This is a genomic window from Pseudomonas sp. C2.3V, assembly GCF_058536325.1.
Map to the genome: position 1 here is coordinate 3136618 of NZ_JBZUBN010000001.1, position 20091 is coordinate 3156708.

The window sequence follows — 20091 nt, forward strand, 5'->3', positions numbered from 1 at the left end:
AACAGTGTTGCTCATAACTTGTTCGCGTTCAGTGGCTAGGTCCTACTTACCTAATTGAATCAAGCCGTGCCTTCAGCTCATGGGTCAGTAATAATAGGCAGCGACTGCTTTCTAAACCTGTGACTGCCAATGCGCCTATCTCGCTTTTACGTCGACCTTCCCCTTTCGCTCGGGCAACAGATCCTCCCTGAAGCACAGGCTCATTATATGGGGCGTGTATTACGTCTTACCTCGGGTACAGCCGTACAACTATTCGATGGGTCTGGCTATGAATACAAGGGAGTGCTAACCGAGATCGGGAAAAAGTCGGCGCACGTGGACATACAGGAGCGCTTTTCCGGAATGGAGGAATCAACGCTTCGTGTCCATTTAGGGCAAGGTCTTTCCCGAGGGGAAAGAATGGATTGGGCTATACAAAAAGCGACAGAACTGGGCGCCGCCGAAATCACTCCTGTCATGACGGAGCGCTGCGAGGTGCGCCTGAAAGATGAGCGGGCCGACAAGCGTCTTCTACATTGGAAGCAGGTCGCTATTAGCGCCTGTGAGCAGTGCGGACGTTCAACCCTCCCTATCATCCATGCCCCCGTCACGCTAGCCGAGTGGCTTGGAAAGGTCGAGGCCGATTTGAAGCTTGTACTTCATCCCGTTGCGGAGCCGCTTACCAGCCACACGCCACCCTCTAGTCTCGCCTTTCTGATAGGCCCAGAAGGTGGTCTTACTGATAACGAGGTGGCAGAGTCCCAGAAGGCCGGTTTTGTTTCTGCACGTCTGGGACCGCGTGTACTCAGGACTGAAACAGCGCCGGTTGTGGCGCTGGCTGTAGCACAGCAGCTCTGGGGAGACTTCTAGAAGGTTAGAAAGCCTGGTCTCAACCGGGCTTTCTGATTAGATCACTCCGATTTCAGCCAGCTTTTCTTCCAGCGCAATCAGATCGGGAATCTTCACTACACTACCCTGATGCTTCACAGCTGCCAGCTCCAGAGGATCCAGAGGAACATCAGCCGACTCAAGGTCAGGTGTAACTCTCATGGAACGTGGAATACCTTGCACGAGGATGGCCAGGAAACGCACATGAGCACGCCCTCCCAAGGCGTTGATGATCGCGACCCGGGCTGACGTACTGTTACGGTCAAACTGCAACGGCGCTCCCGAGGCGGCTTCGAAGCTGAGCAGCGGGAGCCGAAGGTCTCGCCACGCTACCTGCCCCAAACACCAGTCAGGCTGATCGGCCAGCTTGGCAACCGGTCGATACGGTATCAACTCAGCCACAGCAACGTTAGGCAGCAAAAGCGTGCGGTCCGTAAGGGAAAGCAGCAGTCCTGTCAGGTTTTCAGGTGTGCTTGTGAGTGCTGGTGTTTGGCTCATAGGAACTCCTTTCAATGAGCATGCTGCTTGGCTAGGCGGTTGACCAGCGCTTCGGCCAGCCCCCGCGGATCACTCGTGAACGAAGAGAATCCTGCCTCTCGAAGTGTCTCTGGCATACTGGCGCAACTACAACTGTCGGCGCTTTGAGTCCATATCTCCGCACCTCTTCGGCGCATATAGGCTGCCGAGCTGCTACCGTCATTACCCATGCCACTAAAAATGATCATGCCGCAACGCGAACCGAAATGTTGAGCCAGATTGAGCATCATTTGGTCGACCGAAGGCGTATAGGGCTCCGGCCATTTGCGGCTCAGGACATCCAGCTTGGAATCATTACGAAAGCTCAGCTCGTTCTGTGTTGGAACGACTATGACCTCACCACACCTGACCTCAAGTCCCGGCTGCGCAATTTGTACATGCCATTGACTGTGGCGACCTACCGCCATTGGAAGTGTTGCCTCGAAATTGGCATCGATATGCTGCGCATAAAGAAAGCCAATCGGGAGTCCGCCTGGCAAAGCGTCAAGAAAAGTCTTTACTGCATCCGGTCCGCCCAGCGATGCGGCCAACAGCCATACCTCTTTGGCAGACTCCCCCATCTGCAAGGGTGTTGAGGCCAGAGACGCTGGCAAACTCAGTCGCTCCGGACGCTCGGTATCAGCCAGAAGCGCCTGAAGGCTCGGACCAACTGCCTCGGTCGTATCACCCACCAAATGCTTCAGCTTGGTAATAAGACGGCGCTCCCAGCGCGGGAAAAGATCCGAGCTGAACTCAGGTGCCTGGCCTTCTCCAAAGAGGACAGGCGTAGAGGTATGTTCAAGCAGATCCTCCAGCACGTTGGAGTCTTCCGACTCAGCCAGATCCACCAGCCAAAGATCCGTCTCACAGGCTCGCAAGGCTTCCACATCAAGCCGCATCGGATCGCTGTTGAATACCACCTGATAGCCGTTGCCAGCCAATACCTGTTGCAACACATACCGTTGCAACGAGGTATCAGCCAGAATGGCAACTCGAACTATTGCTTTCTCAGTCATTTACCTTGACCAACTGTTGGATGTGATTGAGAAGCTCATTTTCCTGGTACGGCTTGCCTAGGTAATGATTTACGCCAATAGTGAAAGCACGATCACGGTGCTTCTCGCCTGTGCGTGACGTAATCATGATGATAGGCAGGTCCTTGAGATGCTCATCGTGACGCACGAGTGAAGCCACCTCGAAGCCATCCATCCGCGGCATCTCGATATCAAGCAACAGGATATCGGGCTTGCGCTCCTGAAGTAGAGCAATCGCATCCACGCCATCCTTAGCGGTAATCACGTCCATCCCGCTCCGTTCAAGCAGACGGCTAGTCACCTTGCGAACCGTAACCGAGTCGTCAACCACCATAACCAGTGTCGGCCGCTCAACTTCGGTCTCCACGGCATAGTCGATCGCAATAGACAGGTCGGCCGGCGCGCCAACGGCACGAGCATAGCGGCTGCGAATCAAGGCCAGCAGGTCAAGAATCACGACTACTCGACCATCCCCTAGAATCGTAGCGCCAGAGATACCATGCACGCCGGTAAACTGTGGGCCCAGGCTCTTTACTACGATCTCTCGCGAACCGGCCAGGCTGTCGATCTGTATAGCCACGGCATGGTCATTCGAGCGCACCAAAATAACCGGCAAGGGAAGCGGCTGGTTGATCAGTTTAGGCCGCTGCCCATTTTCCAGCAGCTCACCCAAGTATTTCAGCTCATACGTCTGGCCTGCATACTCGAAGGAACGAGCACCGGCCTGATAGTAAGCTTCCAGCTCCGTCGCCGACACACGAACGATACCTTCGATTGTGTTCAGCGGAACTGCATACAGGTCCTCGCCAGAGTGCACCATCAGTGCCCGGTTGACCGACACCGTAAAGGGCAAACGGATCGAAAAGGTCGTTCCCTCTCCTGCAACCGAGTGAATACCCATGGTTCCACCCAATTGTTTAACCTCGGAGTGGACCACGTCCATACCAACGCCGCGTCCGGAAATCTGAGTCACCTGTGCAGCGGTGGAGAAGCCCGACTCCAGGATGAACTGCATGACTTCCTGCTCGGAAAGCTCACTGCCCTCATCCATCAGGCCGCGCTCTATGGCTTTGCGACGTACCGCAGACAAATCGATACCACGGCCATCGTCAGAAAGCGTCAGCAGAATATCACCGCCCTCACGACTCAAGGAGAGGTGGATATTGCCCGTTTCGGGCTTGCCTGTTTCCTTACGTGCTTCACTGTTTTCGATACCATGGTCTACCGCGTTACGCAGCATGTGCTCGAGCGGAGCGACAATACGCTCCAGCACATTGCGATCCATTTCGCCTTCGGGGTTGTTTACCTCAAACTCAACCTGCTTTCCCAGCTCACCCGCCACCTGCCGAACAACACGGCGCAGACGTGGAACCATACGGTCGAAAGGCACCATGCGCGTACGCATCAGGCCCTCCTGAAGTTCCGTGTTGACGCGAGCCTGCTGTAATAGCAGGGTCTCCGCATCACGGTTACGGGATGCCAGTGTGTTTTTCAGATCGAGCAAGTCAGACGCCGACTCGAACAAGGAGCGGGACAGCTGTTGCAGTTGCGAGTATCGGTCCATTTCCAATGGATCGAACTCTTCATAGCCCGCACGCTCATGCTCATCCTGGTGACGGCTGAGGATCTGGGCCTGCGTTTCGGTATCCAAGCGACGTAACTGATCGCGGACCCGCTCAATGGTCGCCTCCATCTCACTGAGCGTGGCACCGATATCACTAACCTGCTGCTCGACACGACCTCGGAAAATGGAAGTCTCACCGGCCAGATTAACCAGGTTTTCAAGCAGATCAGCCGGAACGCGTACCAATTCCTGAGGAGCTCGACGGTTACTGTCTTTGCGCGCCGCTTCCTGCGCCCGTTGTACGAAAGGCAGCACCTGAACCTGATCATTGGACTCTTGCGGTGCGGCGGCCATGACAGGGGCAAGCACCTCCAGAGGTTGCTCGGGCTCGCTCACTGGTTCAGGTTCAATCGCTACAGCCAATGCAGGCATGGGCGCTGCGGTGAAATGTTCACGCAGGTCCGCAATTCGTGCCCCTAGATCAGCCAAGCCGTCACGGGCTTTGCCTTTCAACTCAACAATACGGTCCGAGGCAACGGGCCCGTTCAATGGGCTGGCGTCCCCCAGCTCCTGTTCAAGCAAGTGGGCCTGGTCACCCAGTGCGAACTGGCCTGCGAGACGAGCACCACCTTTCAAGGTATGCAGGCAGCGCAGCAGATCATCAACGGCCTCATTCGAGCCTTCGACTTCCTCCCAACGATGGAGCGCCAACTCCATATTGGTGAGCAAGTCCTCAGCCTCCTCGATAAAGATCTCCAGAATTTCGTCTTCATCGGAGTCTTCTACTTGAGCAGGCGGCAATGTAATGCTGACAGGCTGCTCCAACTGCTGATCCGTGCTGGTACGGAAAGCATGAATGGCCTCTACCAGACGCTGGCCAGACGGTACAGGTTGGCGATTACGGACACTTTCCAGCATCTCAAGCAACAGATCGTGGCTTTGATGTAGAAGGCCAAACAAGTGCTCACTCGAACGGAGGCGTCCTGCACTCAATCCTTCGTATAGGAACTCAAGCTCATGGGCCAAATCGCTGACGGGTGTGATGTCAGCCATACGGGCACCGCCCTTGAGCGTATGCAGGTCACGCTGCAAGGCTTCCAGCTCAAAGCTGTTATGCGTATCCATCTGCCAACGTTGCAGAGAACCTGCCGCGCTTTGAAGAATATCGAAACCTTCCTCAAGGAAAATATCGATCAGTTCCTCGTCAGCCTCGTCCAGAGGCTCGAAAGGTTGTACCTCTGACGTTGACGTGTCCTCGGAATACGCAGCGTCTTCATCCTGCTCGACCTGCTGCGTCCGCTGTATACCCTGCCGATAGGCCTGAATCGCATCGACCAGGTCATCAGGCTGACTAAGCGCTTGATGATTCTGCAACTGGTCAAGCTGCTGAGCCAAGCGGTCATGACAGCGCTGGAGCAGCGGTTTTAAGTCGTCACTTGGTTGGTAACGACCGTCAACAAGCCCCTCGTATAACGTCTCAAGTTCATGGGCCAAAAGGCTGATGGGCTCGATATCAGCCATCCGCGCCCCGCCCTTGAGGGTATGTAGGTCGCGCTGCAGAATCCAGAGATTGTTATGGTTGGTCGGCTCCTTGAACCAACGCTCAAGTGCCTGCCCAGCGCTATCAAGAAGGTCGACCGCCTCTTCCAGGAAGATGGCCACCATCTCGCTGTCAAGCTCATCGTCAACTGGAATAGCAGGAGCCTGTGCAACGGGCTCGGCCGTACTGATCGCAGAGGACTCGACTACCGGATCGACATCATCAGCCGACACTGCCTCAGCCTCAGTCTCAGTCTCAGTCTCAGTCTCAGTCTCAGTCTCAGTCTCAGTCTCAGTCTCAGTCTCAGGAGCATCCAGTTCAGCAAGAAGCAATTGCAAGGCATTGATGCGCTCACCCTGAGGTGTGGCTCTAAGCCCCACGGCCAGTTGGTTAAGCATGCTGACCAAGGCTTCCTGGGAAGCCAGCACTTCCTCGAAGAACACGTCACGATGAGGAATATGCGCACTAATGCAGGATTGATAGACCTCGCAAAGAGCTGAACTCAATGCCTCCACGTCTGAAAGCCCCGCGTTAGCGGCCCGATCAGAGAAATGAGTGAACTCAGCGGACAGCGAGGCAGCATGATGAGCATCGTCACCCGTTGCTTGCCAGCCCTCTAGCAGACCATCGGCCTTGAGCAGGATATCCATGCTCTCGATAAGAAAATCGGAGAGGCGTTGACGATTGTGATGCGTATTCGACTCTGCCGCATCGATCGAAGCGGTCTGCTCGGATCTTTGCTCCAGCAGATCCTGCAATCGAGCCAACAAGGCATCATTATCGATAAGCTGAATATCAATATGGTCGTCACTCAATTGTCTGAGGCCGTCCTCTATCGAATACGCTGCATCCGCCAGTACCTGCTGCTCTTCAGAGCCAAACGGTGTATGGCTTGCCTTGTATTCCTTAACAACACGCTCCAACAACGAAGCAAGGTCAGCAATCGCTGAAATACCTGCCATATGAGCGCTACCCTTGAGGGTATGCAAGGCACGCAGCAGATTATCAGTAACCTGTTGAGGTACCTCAGGGTCCGCCTGTTCGAGGTATTCTGCAATTGTTGCAAGATGAGCCTCCGCCTCATTACGGAAGATATCCAGTAGCAACGGATCAACATTTTCACGCTCAGGCAGCTCTTCAAACACAGGCTCGCTTGTAACCTGTGCATCCAGCGACTTTTCGTCATCAGCTTCAAGGCTAAGCTCTGGCTCTGGCTCTGGCTCTGGCTCTGGCTCTGGCTCTGGCTCTGGCTCTTCAGCATGGTCTACAGACGTAACCGGAGCCTCGACGTCAGCATTTTCATCCTGAGAACTGGGCTCAACCTCAGAGGCAGGCTCTACCTGTTCAGAAGACTCAAACGCGTCTGGAATCGGAAGCCCGCGGGCCAGCGCATGAGCCGCCGCTGCAAGGTAATCGACATCGTTACGCTGACGCTGAGCATTCAGCTCGTACTCATCAATCAGCTGCGGCAGTAGCTGTAGGACCTCGTTTACTACATGCTGAATATCAGCAGAGGTTTCTACACTGTGGTCGATGACACGGTTGAGAAGGTTTTCAACCGCCCATGAGAGTTCGCCAATGATCAAGGCGCGCACCATGCGCCCGCTACCCTTCAGGGTATGGAAGGCTCGACGGCTCTCAGATAACGCTTCACGATCCGAGGCATTAGCCAACCAGCGGGGAATATACGTGTTAAGCGTTTCGAGCACTTCTTCTGCCTCTTCGATGAAGACTTCTCTCAAATCTTCATCGACAGGCTCCTCATCAACAGGAGGAGGAAGAATAGAGGGAGGAACTTCTTTTGCAGGCGGATTGATAGCCTGCACAGGGGAGGCCATGACATCCCCCAGATCCATATCAGTCTCTTCGCCATGACTGGGTGCAGGAGAGGTGTCAGTTGCTGTATCGATGTGTTCAGGCAACGCCTCAGCCTCAGCCTCAGTCGGCTGCGACGCATCCAGAGACGCGGTGGCTTCCTGCTTGTCATCCCTGGCTTCCAAGGCACCGATAGCTGCGTCGGCAGGCAGTTCTGGCTCTGTCGAGGGCTCGTGAGAAAGCGCCTCCTCCGCTGTCGGCTCAAGTGATGTAGCGTCCTGCTGTTGGCCGTCAACACCAGAAGCGGTGCTGGCTTCAGGAGAGCTGCTTTCGAGCGAATCAACCGCTCCAGCGTGGGCAGGCTCTTCAACCTCTGCATCAGCATCGCTCATAGCGCTGTCAGCGCTTGCGTCCGGCGTCGGCTCTGTAGCGATTTCCTCTATAACCAGAGGCACATCAGTCGAACTGGATACCAAGGGATAGCCCAAGGTTTCCATGCTCTCCTCTGCTACATCAAGAATCAGCTCCTGCTGTGCATTGGAGTCGTCAGCGAGACGTTCAAGGTAATATTCGACACTGGTAATAGCATCTGCCAGCGTGTCCAAGCTCTGCCAGTCTGGAACGACCTGGCGAGCCAGGAGCTCTTGCTGAATATAGCGATTACATGCCTCAACCAAGCCTGCTGCACGCTCCAGAGGAATCATGCCCAGGCCGCCTCGAACCTGGGTCAGCAACTGGGGAATCGGCAACAAATGCTCATGATTCCATTGAGAGGCTATGAATTCGATAATGGCATCTTTGGTCTGCTCAAGACCGTTACGCGCCTCTCTAATGACAAGCTGATGTACCTGGGCAACGTCTGTCGTGGGAAGATGAGACTCCTCATCATCGCCATGATCCGTCACGCCAATCATGCCCGCCAGTGTTGCCTCGACATAAAGCAACGCACCTGCGATATCCATGAGCGCAGAATCGGTACTGGGCACATCCCCAGCGGCCAGCGCCGAGACCTGATCGATCTGATCCAGAATAACGCGACGCGGCTGGCCAAAGCCCAGGACAGCCAACGTGTCTGCAATTTGCTTCAAGGGAAGCAGCAGTGCGCCCAGCTCGCTAGACTGCTGACGGTCGCTACGTACATACAAATCAAGGCTGTCCTTGATGCGCACCAGCTCTTCGCATAGAGCTGTCACCACGGAGCGCATCGCATCGCGATCCGGACCAATGCTTCCATTGTTTCCAGTATAACCCTGCCCTGAAATCTGCAGCGCTTCTTCGAGCTTGTAGAGAGCCTTTATTTCCTTGATTCGGGGCGTATCGCTTGTAGCTTGGCCCAGATAGAAAAGCAGATCGCGTGTCAGATCATAAGAAGCTGGCACATTGAGTGCCGCTGTTCCGCTTGCCAGCAGCCGCTTCAGCTCATTATCGATGCGACGCAGAAATACACGTACGCGGCTATCGTTCTCGAAGACGCCAGCGCTGAGTCCTTCAATCAGAGCAGAAGCCATCGGCCACAACTCGCCAAGCGGACTGCCTGCGCATAAATGCTCAAGACGCTCGAACACCTTCGTCAGATAATTGAGGTGACTGGCAACACCTTGGTTACGGAACAGGCTGACTTGTGCAACCTGTAAAACCTGACGGAGTTTGCGTACGACTACCGGCCAATCGGTTGCTTGTCTGCGAGCCAGCTCTTCGGGCTCGAGAAGCGGTACAAGGGGCGGAGAAGCTGGCGAGAAGAAGTTAACCTCGGATAAAGGCTTCTCGCCTCTGACTGCACGCAGTTCATTCAGAAGCGGCAGCACCATCATCGGCAGGTCGCGACGGGCACCGAGAATGCGATCCAGATAGGATGGAAGTTGCAAGATGGCTCGCATCAGAACTTCAAGCGCATCACTCTGGGCTGCTGCCGGATCGTTCTGAAGCACCTCGGCCAGCCGCTCCATTTCTTCGGCAAGCAGCGCAGCGCCATAGAATTCGACCATCTGCAGGGTGCCGTGGACCTGGTGAATGTAGGTCAGGCAGAAGCGAATCCGGGTAGTGTCCTGAGGATTCTCAACGAAAGCTTCAAGTGCATGCTGGGCTTGCTTCAGCGTTTCGGCAATCTCACCCTTCACCCACTCCAGAGCGACATAATCGTGCCGATCTGCCATATTCACTCCATTCATACCGTTAAGCTACCCTGCGGGTAAAAGCCAAAACACGCTCATCAGCGACCGGGATCAGGTCTGGATGACTCCAGCCAGTGACCTCTCCCACGCCAATTACTAAAAGTCCGCCGGGGTTCAGCTTGCTGACAAGCTGATTGAGGATGTCCTTACGAAGCCACCGACGAAAATAAATGAGCAGGTTTTGACAGAAGATGACATCCATGCCAGATATGGGTGTTCTACCAAGCTCGAGCACATTCAATCGCGCGCAACACAGGCGAGCTTTCAAAGCGGAAGCTATGGAAAACGTTCCATCTGCATGATTTGAAAAATAGCGATCAAGCAGCGAACTATCTAAATGCTTAACTTTCTCAGAGGCATATATTCCAAGACGAGCGTTGCTCAAGGCATGTGAGCTAATGTCTGTAGCAAAGACACCGTAGCGCTCGGATAAACCCGCCTTGCGGAAGGTCTCTGAGGCCGTTATTGCCATTGAGTAAGCTTCTTCTCCACTGGAGCAACCCACACTCCACAAAGACAAGGTTGCCTCGCTGTCCAATTGGATACGCTGACTCAAATAAGCCTCCAACGTCTCGAAGGAAGGAAGGTGGCGAAAAAACTGAGTGAACTGCGTGGTTAAGTGATTCAGCAGATCAGCCCATTCCCTTGCGCCCGTCACTCCCCGTGTTACATATCGATAGTAGTCTGCGTAATCGTTGATACCCAGCGCTCGCATACGGCTCGTCAAATGGGTCTGAAAAAATGGGCGCCTCGCGATGTCGATAACAATCCCGACACGACTCTCAAGCAAATGCTGCCAAGCGATGAATTCGCTTGGCAGCATTTCCATCGAGGGCTGGAAACTCCAGCCCTGGGGATGCTCGACATTCGTTGCGATAGCGTCCATACCTCTCGCCGCTCCGTACGAGCTGTGCACTTAGCTAGGAGACTGATCTTCTGGCAGCTTGAAGCCCGAAACCGAACGTCTCATTTCATTCGCCATCTTCGCCAGGTCTCCAATGCTACGAGCGGTAGCGGTAGTACCGGCAGAGGTTTGCGAAGTAATTTCCTGAATGACGTTCATAGTGTTTGAGATGTGACCTGCAGATGACGCCTGCTGACGCGCAGCATTGGAGATGTTCTGGATCAGACCTGCCAACGCTCTGGAAACCTTTTCAATTTCCTCGAGCGCCACACCCGCGTCCTGGGCCAGAGAGGCACCGCGAACTACTTCGGAGGTCGTTTGCTCCATGGAAATAACAGCCTCGTTGGTATCGGTCTGAATCGCTTTTACAAGGGCTTCGATCTGCTTGGTTGCGCCAGAGGAACGCTCAGCAAGACGTTGAACTTCATCGGCTACCACGGCGAAGCCGCGACCCGCATCACCGGCCATCGAAGCCTGGATGGCCGCATTAAGGGCCAGAATGTTTGTCTGGTCGGCAATGTCGTTAATCAAGCTAACGATGTCACCGATCTCTTGGGAGGATTCACCCAGTCGCTTGATCCGCTTGGAGGTATCCTGAATCTGCTCACGGATGTTATCCATGCCCACGATCGTATTATGTACGACCTGGTTGCCCTTGTTTGCAATGGATACAGAGCGCTCTGCTACCGCAGTCGACTCGGAGGCGTTGGCCGATACCTGGTCAATAGAAACTGCCATTTCGTTAACAGCGGCAGAAGCCCCGGCGATTTCCTGCGCCTGGTGCTCGGAAGCCTCCGCCAGATGAATAGCGGTTGACTGAGTTTCCTGAGCAGCTGCCGATACCTGAACCGCTGTCTGGTTAATGGTTTTAACCAGGTCACGCAACTGGTCGATCGAGTAGTTGATCGAGTCAGCAATCGCCCCTGTAAAGTCTTCGGTAACGGTTGCCTCTACGGTCAGGTCACCGTCGGCAAGGTCTGCAATTTCGTCAAGCAAGCGAAGAATCGCAGCCTGGTTACGCTGGTTCTTTTCATTGGTTTCAGCCAGACGCTGACGTGCTTCTTTTACAATGATAAGACCGATTGAAATAATCGATACCAACGCGATAAGGCCCAGAACGTAGTTACCGAGGACGTTGATACGTCGCTCAGCCGTTACGTTGCCATAACCTTGCGCCAGATCCGACGCTTTGGTCAAAAGCTGCTGTGAACTGGCAAAAATCTGGTTGGCTGCTTCACGCACGACAAGCAGTTCAGAAGACGTACCGAGAATTTCGTCCACGTTGCCGGAAACGAATTCAAACAGCTCGTTAACCTCATTCAAACGGCTAACAGCTTCGGGGTCAGTCACTTTTGCGATGTTCATCGAAGCGTTGCCTTCAAGCATCGCGTTCAAGACACGGCCAAACATACTGGCATCACGACCGAAACTATCGGCGGCCTGAACAGCAGACTGATCGCCAGCCAGCACCTTGTTAACCGAACCCAGAATACGCTCAGCCAGGAGTGACTGACGTTGCGCGACCGCTACTTGTTCAGCGGGTGCCTTACGCTCCAGCAGGATGTTAACGATCTCATCGTACTCTACCTGCAACTGGGGAATCGTCTGGGCAAGCGTAGTCGCAAGCTGATGCAATGATAGTACGGTCTGCTCACTGGCCGTAATGTCATCCGCACTTTTCCGGACACGATCCCATTCAGCCTGTACCGCTTCCATTTGTGGGGCAACAGACAATGAAGAAGGCGGCAAACCTGCTAGCTCATTACCGTTACGCAAGATATCCCAGCGTCTTTCGAACTCGTTACGAGCCGCCTTAAGCTGATTGAATGCCTCGGGCTTACCTGTTGCAGCCTCACTCGCGTTGGTGGAAATACGCTGTGAGAGAACACGCAACTCACCCGCATGCTCAAGATATTGCTTATCGTGGTTGGCTTGCGTACTGAGATACGCGAAGTTTGCGAAAAGCAGAACAATTGAAATGATCAGCGCGACAAAAAGGCCGGCGACCAAAGGACTCGTTTTCCCCGTACTCGTTTTCTTCATTGCTGGCCCCCGCCTGGACCGGTTTATTGCATATTCCTTTGTGATAAAGCCAATTCATTTGGCCCCACAATCCATTGCCCATGCAATTAGATGGCCAGCTTGACTGGCTCTCGTTCAGCATGGATGTGTCCGCCTGCATGTCTTATACAGAGAAGCGTGGCGATACTGATGTTACGTTGTGCGCTAAGCGGCAACGTTTAAAAACTGCTGGTGTTGAACCAGTGCGTGTGGACTGAAAACCAACCACTCCGATTCCCGGATAAAAACCCCGTGAATGAAAGCCTCTAGCTTTTCTATCGGCGCAGCGGACTTTTCACTGAAGGAAGTGATTGAAAAATGTTGCATACCAAACACTTCATCGACGATCAGTCCAGCATAAATGTCCTGGTGATCAACAACCAGAACACGGCGCTGAGCACGAACAGACGATGACTCGCCGCCCAGAAATCCATTGAGATCCATCAAGGGAAGCAAGCGTCCGCGAACATTGGCTACACCCTTCACCCAGCTTTTTACGCCAGGTAAAAGGGTATAACGAGGCTCATGGAGAATTTCGCTCACCTCCCCCATTGGAGCAACAAACAGACGGCCTCCCATACGGAACCCGACCCCGCTCCATGAGCGCACCACCTCCTGCTGAGCAGGCAATCCCGCCGCCAAGTCCCGGCATCGCTGATCGATCTGAGCGAAAAGGGTATAAGGAGTATGGCTTCCATTCATATGAAGATCCTGCCTTGAATGACCTTAAGCGCTGAGTACACCAGCCAAGGTTTTCAACAATGTGTCTTCATCAATCGGCTTCGTCAGATAATCACGCGCACCTTGACGCTTGCCCCAGACCTTGTCGGTCTCCTGATCCTTGGTCGTCACGATAACGACAGGGATCTGGCTGGTTTCGCTGTCTTTGGTTAACTGACGGGTTGCCTGAAAACCGTTCAGACCGGGCATCACGATGTCCATCAGAACGACATCGGGCTTTTCCTGACGAGCCAAGGCAACGCCATCAGCACCGTTTTCAGCCTTGAGAACCTGATGGCCGTGCTTTTCCAGCATGGCGGTCAGCTTGTACATTTCAGTCGGTGAATCATCGACTATCAAAATTCTAGCCATTTTCGAATCCTACTTGGTCAGTACCACGAACCAGACGCCTCAGGACGTATGCTCGACTGGGGTAAAATTAGGCACATGGTTTTTTATTGCGCCGATCAGCTCTTCTTTGCTGAACGGTTTGGTCAGGTATTGATCGGACCCAACGATCCGACCCTTAGCCTTGTCAAAGAGGCCGTCACGCGAAGAAAGCATGATGACCGGCGTCGATTTGAATGCGCTATTGTTCTTGATAAGCGCACAGGTCTGATAACCGTCCAAACGAGGCATCATGATATCAACGAAAATGATGTTGGGATGGTTATCCGCAATTTTTGCGAGCGCATCGAATCCATCGACGGCAGTAATAACTTCGCAGCCTACTTTCTTGAGAAGCGTCTCGGCGGTTCGACGAATCGTTTTCGAATCATCGATTACCATTACCTTCAGACCTTCGGAGTACTGTTCCATGTTTGCTTTACCACCACATAGGCGAGTTATGACGCCTTTATCAATGCATTCCAGCCCTTTTAAGCTATCGGCTGGAAATCGAATCTTTTTAGCACAGTCTACAGGGTCTATCTATTAACCACCGGACTACCGGTTTTTCTTGATAACTAAGCGCGCTATCGCCACTCTGAGCATTCATCAGTGTCGGCCGATCAGAGCCGTCAAACCGTTTGCTTTGGAGAATCGATCAATGAGCATACGCATCGGGATAGTTATGGATCCCATTGCCCATATTGCCTACAAAAAAGACAGTTCCCTTGCCATGTTGTGGGCTGCTCAGGCGCGTGGATGGACACTACATTACATGGAGATGCAGGACCTGTACCACCTTGACGGCAAATCTCGTGCGCACTGCCGTTTATTGAAGGTACATCAAAATTCTGAACACTGGTACGACCTGCATGATGAGCTGGACATTCCTCTTGCAGACTTAGACGTCATTCTGATGCGCAAGGATCCACCCTTCGACAATGAGTATGTCTATGCTACTTATATGTTGGAACAGGCAGAGCGGGAAGGATCGTTGATTGTTAACAAGCCCTCCAGCCTTCGCGACTGCAATGAGAAATTTTTTGCCACTTTATTCCCAGAATTGACACCCCCTACACTGGTCAGTCGCCGTGCCGACTTGATTCGGGAATTTGCCCAAACCCATCAGGACGTCATCCTCAAGCCGCTCGATGGAATGGGTGGCTCGTCCATCTTCAGACACCGCGAAGGCGACCCGAACCTGTCGGTCATACTGGAAACGCTGACACAGCACGGAACACAACAGATCATTGCGCAGCGCTACCTACCGGCTATCAAGAGTGGCGACAAGCGTGTACTCATGATCGATGGCGAACCCGTGGAGTACTGCCTTGCCAGAATACCGGCTCAAGGCGAAACCCGAGGCAATCTGGCGGCGGGTGGCCGGGGTGTCGCGCAGCCCTTGTCTGACAGGGACAGAGAGATCGCGGCTAAGGTAGGACCTGAGCTTCGCAAGCGTGGCCTACTATTTGTAGGACTGGATGTAATTGGCGAGCATCTGACGGAAATCAACGTGACCAGCCCTACCTGTATTCGGGAAATTGATAACGCCTACGATACCCGCATCGCTGAGCGGTTGATGGATGTCATCGAAAAGAAGGTGGCGATGAGACCTGGACGATAGACATTTGTCCCAACTCTCTTCAGACTTCCTCAAATAGTCATCAACCGGCACGACAGGATCGTCCTGCCGGTTAGCAGTTTTCTCATAGCGTAATCTCAACTACTCATCATGAATGCCGCTATCCCAAATACGCTGCCTGCCGCCTCTGCCGTTCGCCCTGCAGACCGTCTTGGCTTTACCCTCTTTATAGCGGCACTGGTTCATGTCGTTCTGATTTTGGGCTTGGGCTTTTCCATGCCGGAACCTAGTGAAGTCAGCAAGTCCCTTGAGATTACACTCGCCTCATTCAAGAGCGACAAGGCGCCGGAGAAAGCGGATTTTCTGGCCCAGGAAAATCAGCAGGGCAGCGGCACGCTTGATAAGGCACTGGCCCCCAGCACTACAGAAGAGGTGCCATTCAAGGACAGCGAGATAAAGCCTGCCGTCAAGCCGACTTCCCCTCGGCAAACCACTGAACCCAAGACCCCCAAGGCCGCCGTCACGACCAAGTCGGCACGTCAGGACAAAGCACCTACTCGGAAAGAAAAACCCGAGCCAGAAGCTGTCGCCCGAGAAACACCTCACTTTGATAACTCTCAGATCTCAAGCGAAATAGCCAGCCTTGAGGCCCAGCTTTCCCAGGAGCGTCAGCAGTATGCCAAGCGGCCAAAGATCTACCGGATCAATGCAGCCTCTACCATGAAGGACAAAGGCGCCTGGTACAAGGAAGACTGGCGCAAGAAGATCGAGCGAGTCGGCAACCTGAACTATCCAGAACAAGCCCGCCGCGAACGACTTTACGGAAGTCTTCGCCTGCTGGTTTCTATCAACCGAGACGGCTCGCTTTACGAGGTTCAAATCCTCGAGTCCTCTGGACAGACCGTGCTTGATCAGGCCGCCCTGCGCATTGTGCGCCTGGCTGCGCCATTTGCACCGTTTAGCGGAGACCTTAGCGATATCGACAGGCTTGAAATCATACGGACATGGCGCTTTGAGCGTGGAGACCGACTCGCCAGCCAATAATGTTGTTGAGTTAGGCTTGAAGCTTCCTACGTGAAGCTAGAAACTAGCAGCATGAACGCTAGCACTCCGCAATACCTCAAAAACCATCTTTTGATCGCCATGCCGCACATGGCGGACTCCAACTTTGCCCAGACGCTCATCTATCTGGTTGAGCACGGCGAGGATGGTGCTATGGGCATTATCATCAACAAGCCCAGCGCATTAAATCTGGAAGATGTTCTGGAACAGCTGCGCCCTGATGAAGCGCCGCCGCTTTCCTCGAGAAGCACTGCCATTTATAACGGCGGACCAGTGCAAGTCGAGCGCGGCTTTGTTCTTCATCCATCCGGCCCGCAATTCCAGGCAACACTGGAGCTGGGTGAGCTGGCACTTTCCACCTCTCAGGACATCTTGTTTTCCATAGCCGATGGCCACGGGCCCGAGCAGCACCTGATTGCCCTGGGCTACGCCGGGTGGGAAGCAGGCCAGCTTGAAGTCGAGCTGGCTGAAAATGCCTGGCTTACCTGCGAGGCCGATCCATCCATTCTGTTCGATGTTCCCAGTGAGCTTCGTTTGAAAGCAGCAGCGGCCCAGCTAGGTATCAACCTATCCTTATTGACCAGCCAATCGGGTCATGCCTGAATGATTTCCTCATTTAAGCTGGTACTGGGATTTGACTACGGCACGCGCCAGATAGGCGTTGCGGTGGGCCAGCCTGTAACAGGCCAAGCTCGAGAGCTATGCCTTCTCAAAGCACAAAATGGTGTGCCGGACTGGTCGAAGGTTGAGAGCCTGCTTAAAGAGTGGCAACCCGATGCGCTGGTAGTGGGCCTTCCATTGAATATGGACGGTACGTCTAGCGAGATGAGTACACGTGCGGAGAAATTCGCACGACGCCTCAATGGTCGATTCAATCTACCTGTTTACACCCACGATGAGCGCCTGACCACATACGAAGCCAAGGGTGTACGTCTTGCCCAAGGCCAGCGTGATGGTTACCGTGAACGCCCTGTCGACGCCTTGGCCGCTGCCATGCTCCTTGAAGGCTGGCTTACTGCCCAAGCCGAGACGGTCAAACCCGAGCCTCCGCAGGAGAATGCATGAGCACCCCGAATCCTACCGATCTAATTCCGCAAATGGCGGATCAATTGACTCGCCACCTTGAGCGCAAGGGTATTAGCGAACCCTGCTTGGTGGGAATCCGAACCGGAGGTGTCTGGGTTGCTCAAGCGCTACTGGATGCTCTTCAAAATGAATGGCCTCTAGGCACCCTGGATGTTTCATTCTATCGGGATGACTTTACTCAGAATGGGTTGCATCCACAGGTACAACCCTCTGCCCTCCCCTTTGAAATAGAAGGCAGGCACCTTGTTCTGGTTGACGATGTGCTTATGACCGGGCGCACCATTCGTGCGGCATTGAATGAATTGTTCGATTATGGCCGCCCAGCCAGCGTGACCCTCGTCTGCCTATTGGATCTGGAGGCGCGCGAACTTCCTATTCGCCCCGACATCGTTGGTCAAACGCTTCCCTTGGGTCCGGATGAGCGCATCAAGCTGACAGGGCCTACTCCCCTGGCCTTTGAACGAAAAGCCCTTTCTTCTGCTATTTGACACTCAAGGCTTACCGCCATGACCAACGCTACGCGTTCCTTGCAACTGAATGCCAATGGTCAGTTGCGCCATTTTCTTTCCCTGGATGACTTACCTCGCCCTCTGCTGACCGAACTGCTTGATACGGCAGATTCCTTTCTTGAGGTAGGCGCACGCGCAGTCAAGAAAGTACCCTTGTTGCGCGGCAAAACGGTATGCAATGTTTTCTTTGAAAACTCAACCCGGACTCGAACCACTTTCGAGCTGGCGGCCAAGCGGCTTTCTGCTGATGTCATCACACTGAACGTTTCGACTTCCTCGACCAGCAAAGGCGAAACACTGTTCGATACCTTACGAAACCTGGAAGCTATGGCGGCGGACATGTTCGTAGTCAGACATGCCGACTCCGGCGCTGCACATTTTATTGCTGAGCATGTTTGTCCACAGGTAGCAATCATCAATGGCGGTGACGGCCGTCATGCACACCCCACACAGGGCATGCTCGATATGCTCACCATTCGCCGTCACAAAGGTGATTTCGAAAAACTGTCTGTAGCGATTGTTGGCGACATCCTGCACTCTCGCGTGGCGCGCTCGAATATGCTGGCGCTACGGACTCTGGGATGCCAGGACATCCGCGTCGTCGCACCACGCACACTCCTGCCCATCGGCCTTGAAGATAGTTATGGCGTAAAAACATTTACGGACATGACGGCCGGACTGAAAGATGTGGATGTAGTCATCATGCTGCGTCTTCAACGCGAACGGATGCAGGGTGGGCTACTGCCCAGCGAAGGCGAGTATTACAAGCTATTCGGACTGACCACACAACGCCTGGCTCAGGCTAAACCAGACGCAATTGTCATGCACCCCGGACCGATCAACCGTGGAGTGGAAATAGAGTCGGCCGTCGCTGACGGGAGTCAATCTGTGATTCTCAATCAGGTGACCTACGGCATTGCCGTACGTATGGCTGTTCTATCCATGGCAATGAGCGGGCAAACGGCCCAGCGTCAACTTGAGCAGGAGAATATCTAAGTGACTCTGAGCATTATCAAGGCACGAGTAATAGATCCCGCCACCCGCCTCGATCAAATAACCGATATTCACGTTTCCCAAGGCAATATCATTGCCTTGGGTGAAGCCCCTGTTGGTTTCAAGGCAGAAACTGTAATTGATGCCTCTGGACTGATAGCAGCTCCCGGCCTTGTTGATCTGAATGTGTCGCTCCGCGAACCAGGCCATACCCGAAAAGGCACTATAGAAAGCGAAACGCAGGCAGCGGCAGCAGGTGGTACAACCAGCCTGTGTTGTCCGCCGTCTACCAAGCCCGTACTGGATACTACTGCGGTCACCGAACTCATTTTGGATCGTGCGCAAGCGGCAGGCAAAGCGCGTGTCTTTCCTGTTGGTGCCCTGACAAAAGGGTTGGCCGGAGAGCAACTTGCCGAACTCGTTACCTTGCACAGTGCAGGCTGTGTAGCCTTTACCAATGGGCTGGCCCCCATGGCAGGCATGCGCACGCTTCGGCGAGCACTGGAGTACGCAGCGACCTTTGATTTGAAGGTTATCTTTACGTCTCAGGATGCTGATCTAGCAGAAGGCGGGCTGGCTCATGAGGGCCCTACCGCTAGCTTCCTAGGTCTTGCTGGCATACCAGAGACAGCTGAAACCGTTGCCCTATCCCAAAACCTTCTTCTGGTTGAGCAAAGCGGCGTACGAGCACACTTTAGCCAGCTGACCAGCGCCCGTGGAATCGAGATGATCGCTGAAGCGCAGGCACGGGGGCTCCCTGTCACCGCCGATGTAGCGTTGTATCAACTGTTTCTTACTGATGAACGGCTTGAAGGGTTTTCCAGTTTTTACCATGTGCAGCCGCCTCTTCGCACTGAGCGAGACAGGCAGGCGTTGCGTGAAGCAGTACGAAGCGGCGTAGTACAGGCCATTGCCAGTCATCACCAGCCGCATGAAGAAGATGCGAAGCTTGCGCCTTTCGCAGCCACCGAGCCCGGTATCAGCAGTGCAGAATTGTTGTTACCTCTGACCTTGAAGCTTGTAGAAGAAGGGTTAGTGGATTTATCGACTGCCCTTCACAGGCTAACAAGTGGCCCTGCCTCTGTATTGGATCTGCCTGCCGGTCAGTTATCAGTAGGTACCCCAGCCGATATCGTCCTTTTCTCGCTCGAAGAGCGTACCACCGTAGGCAAGCCCTGGCTTTCACGCGGGCGCAATACGCCATTCATGGACGTAGAGCTGCCAGGAAGGGTTCGCCACACACTGGTTGCAGGCAAGACAACGTATCAGGCCTGAAACCA

At 54.0% G+C, this 20091-nt stretch carries 16 protein-coding genes; 8 read left to right on the forward strand and 8 right to left on the reverse strand.

The features are described from left to right. The first annotated feature begins 129 nt into the window (after window positions 1-129). A complete protein-coding gene (locus AC4LF3_RS14990) occupies window positions 130-849 on the forward strand; it encodes a 16S rRNA (uracil(1498)-N(3))-methyltransferase (RefSeq protein ID WP_010795381.1) in 720 nt (239 codons plus the stop codon). A gap of 36 nt (window positions 850-885) precedes the next feature. Here the strand turns inward: AC4LF3_RS14990 and AC4LF3_RS14995 are convergent, their stop codons facing one another. The 8 genes from AC4LF3_RS14995 to pilG form a co-directional block, all read right to left on the reverse strand. After that, a complete protein-coding gene (locus AC4LF3_RS14995) occupies window positions 886-1365 on the reverse strand; it encodes a chemotaxis protein CheW (protein WP_010795382.1) in 480 nt (159 codons plus the stop codon). Window positions 1366-1376: 11 nt separating this feature from the next. Continuing rightward, on the reverse strand, window positions 1377-2399 hold the full coding sequence (locus AC4LF3_RS15000) for a chemotaxis protein CheB (protein ID WP_312508850.1): 1023 nt from the start codon (window positions 2397-2399) through the stop codon (window positions 1377-1379). Further along, the gene (locus AC4LF3_RS15005; RefSeq protein ID WP_491835631.1) at window positions 2392-9489 is read right to left on the reverse strand and encodes a hybrid sensor histidine kinase/response regulator; all 7098 of its coding nucleotides are present in this window, start codon (window positions 9487-9489) and stop codon (window positions 2392-2394) included. Before AC4LF3_RS15005 ends, AC4LF3_RS15000 begins: the two co-directional genes overlap by 8 nt. Window positions 9490-9508: 19 nt before the next feature. Further along, window positions 9509-10393: a CheR family methyltransferase gene (locus AC4LF3_RS15010; protein ID WP_010795385.1), complete on the reverse strand. Its 885-nt coding sequence runs from the start codon at window positions 10391-10393 to the stop codon at window positions 9509-9511. Between the two features lie 30 nt (window positions 10394-10423). Then, a complete protein-coding gene (locus AC4LF3_RS15015; protein WP_010795386.1) occupies window positions 10424-12454 on the reverse strand; it encodes a methyl-accepting chemotaxis protein in 2031 nt (676 codons plus the stop codon). Between the two features lie 183 nt (window positions 12455-12637). Then, window positions 12638-13174 carry a chemotaxis protein CheW gene (locus AC4LF3_RS15020; protein WP_074824906.1) on the reverse strand — a complete coding sequence of 179 codons (537 nt, stop codon included), beginning with the start codon at window positions 13172-13174 and terminating at the stop codon, window positions 12638-12640. Between the two features lie 24 nt (window positions 13175-13198). Beyond that, the gene (pilH, locus tag AC4LF3_RS15025; RefSeq protein ID WP_010795388.1) at window positions 13199-13564 is read right to left on the reverse strand and encodes a twitching motility response regulator PilH; all 366 of its coding nucleotides are present in this window, start codon (window positions 13562-13564) and stop codon (window positions 13199-13201) included. A gap of 39 nt (window positions 13565-13603) precedes the next feature. After that, entirely contained in the window at window positions 13604-14011 is a 408-nt protein-coding gene (gene pilG / locus AC4LF3_RS15030; protein ID WP_010795389.1) for a twitching motility response regulator PilG, read from the reverse strand. 229 nt (window positions 14012-14240) lie between these two features. Here pilG and gshB point away from each other — a divergent pair, with 229 nt between their 5' ends. The 7 genes from gshB (at window position 14241) to AC4LF3_RS15065 (ending at window position 20086) form a co-directional block, all read left to right on the forward strand. After that, complete coding sequence (gene gshB, locus AC4LF3_RS15035) at window positions 14241-15203, forward strand: glutathione synthase (RefSeq protein ID WP_491835635.1); 963 nt, start codon at window positions 14241-14243, stop codon at window positions 15201-15203. A 108-nt stretch (window positions 15204-15311) separates the two neighbouring features. Continuing rightward, entirely contained in the window at window positions 15312-16205 is an 894-nt protein-coding gene (locus AC4LF3_RS15040; RefSeq protein ID WP_074824910.1) for an energy transducer TonB, read from the forward strand. A gap of 51 nt (window positions 16206-16256) precedes the next feature. Continuing rightward, window positions 16257-16826 (forward strand): YqgE/AlgH family protein, encoded by a 570-nt coding sequence (locus tag AC4LF3_RS15045; protein WP_010795392.1) that lies wholly within the window; start codon window positions 16257-16259, stop codon window positions 16824-16826. Continuing rightward, entirely contained in the window at window positions 16827-17288 is a 462-nt protein-coding gene (ruvX, locus tag AC4LF3_RS15050) for a Holliday junction resolvase RuvX (protein ID WP_491835638.1), read from the forward strand. Then, window positions 17285-17797 carry a bifunctional pyr operon transcriptional regulator/uracil phosphoribosyltransferase PyrR gene (gene pyrR, locus AC4LF3_RS15055; protein ID WP_010795394.1) on the forward strand — a complete coding sequence of 171 codons (513 nt, stop codon included), beginning with the start codon at window positions 17285-17287 and terminating at the stop codon, window positions 17795-17797. The genes ruvX and pyrR overlap by 4 nt, the downstream gene beginning before the upstream one ends. An 18-nt stretch (window positions 17798-17815) precedes the next feature. After that, complete coding sequence (locus AC4LF3_RS15060) at window positions 17816-18814, forward strand: aspartate carbamoyltransferase catalytic subunit (protein ID WP_019364347.1); 999 nt, start codon at window positions 17816-17818, stop codon at window positions 18812-18814. Next, entirely contained in the window at window positions 18815-20086 is a 1272-nt protein-coding gene (locus AC4LF3_RS15065; protein ID WP_434140082.1) for a dihydroorotase, read from the forward strand. It abuts the gene before it with no gap. Window positions 20087-20091 lie beyond the last annotated feature (5 nt).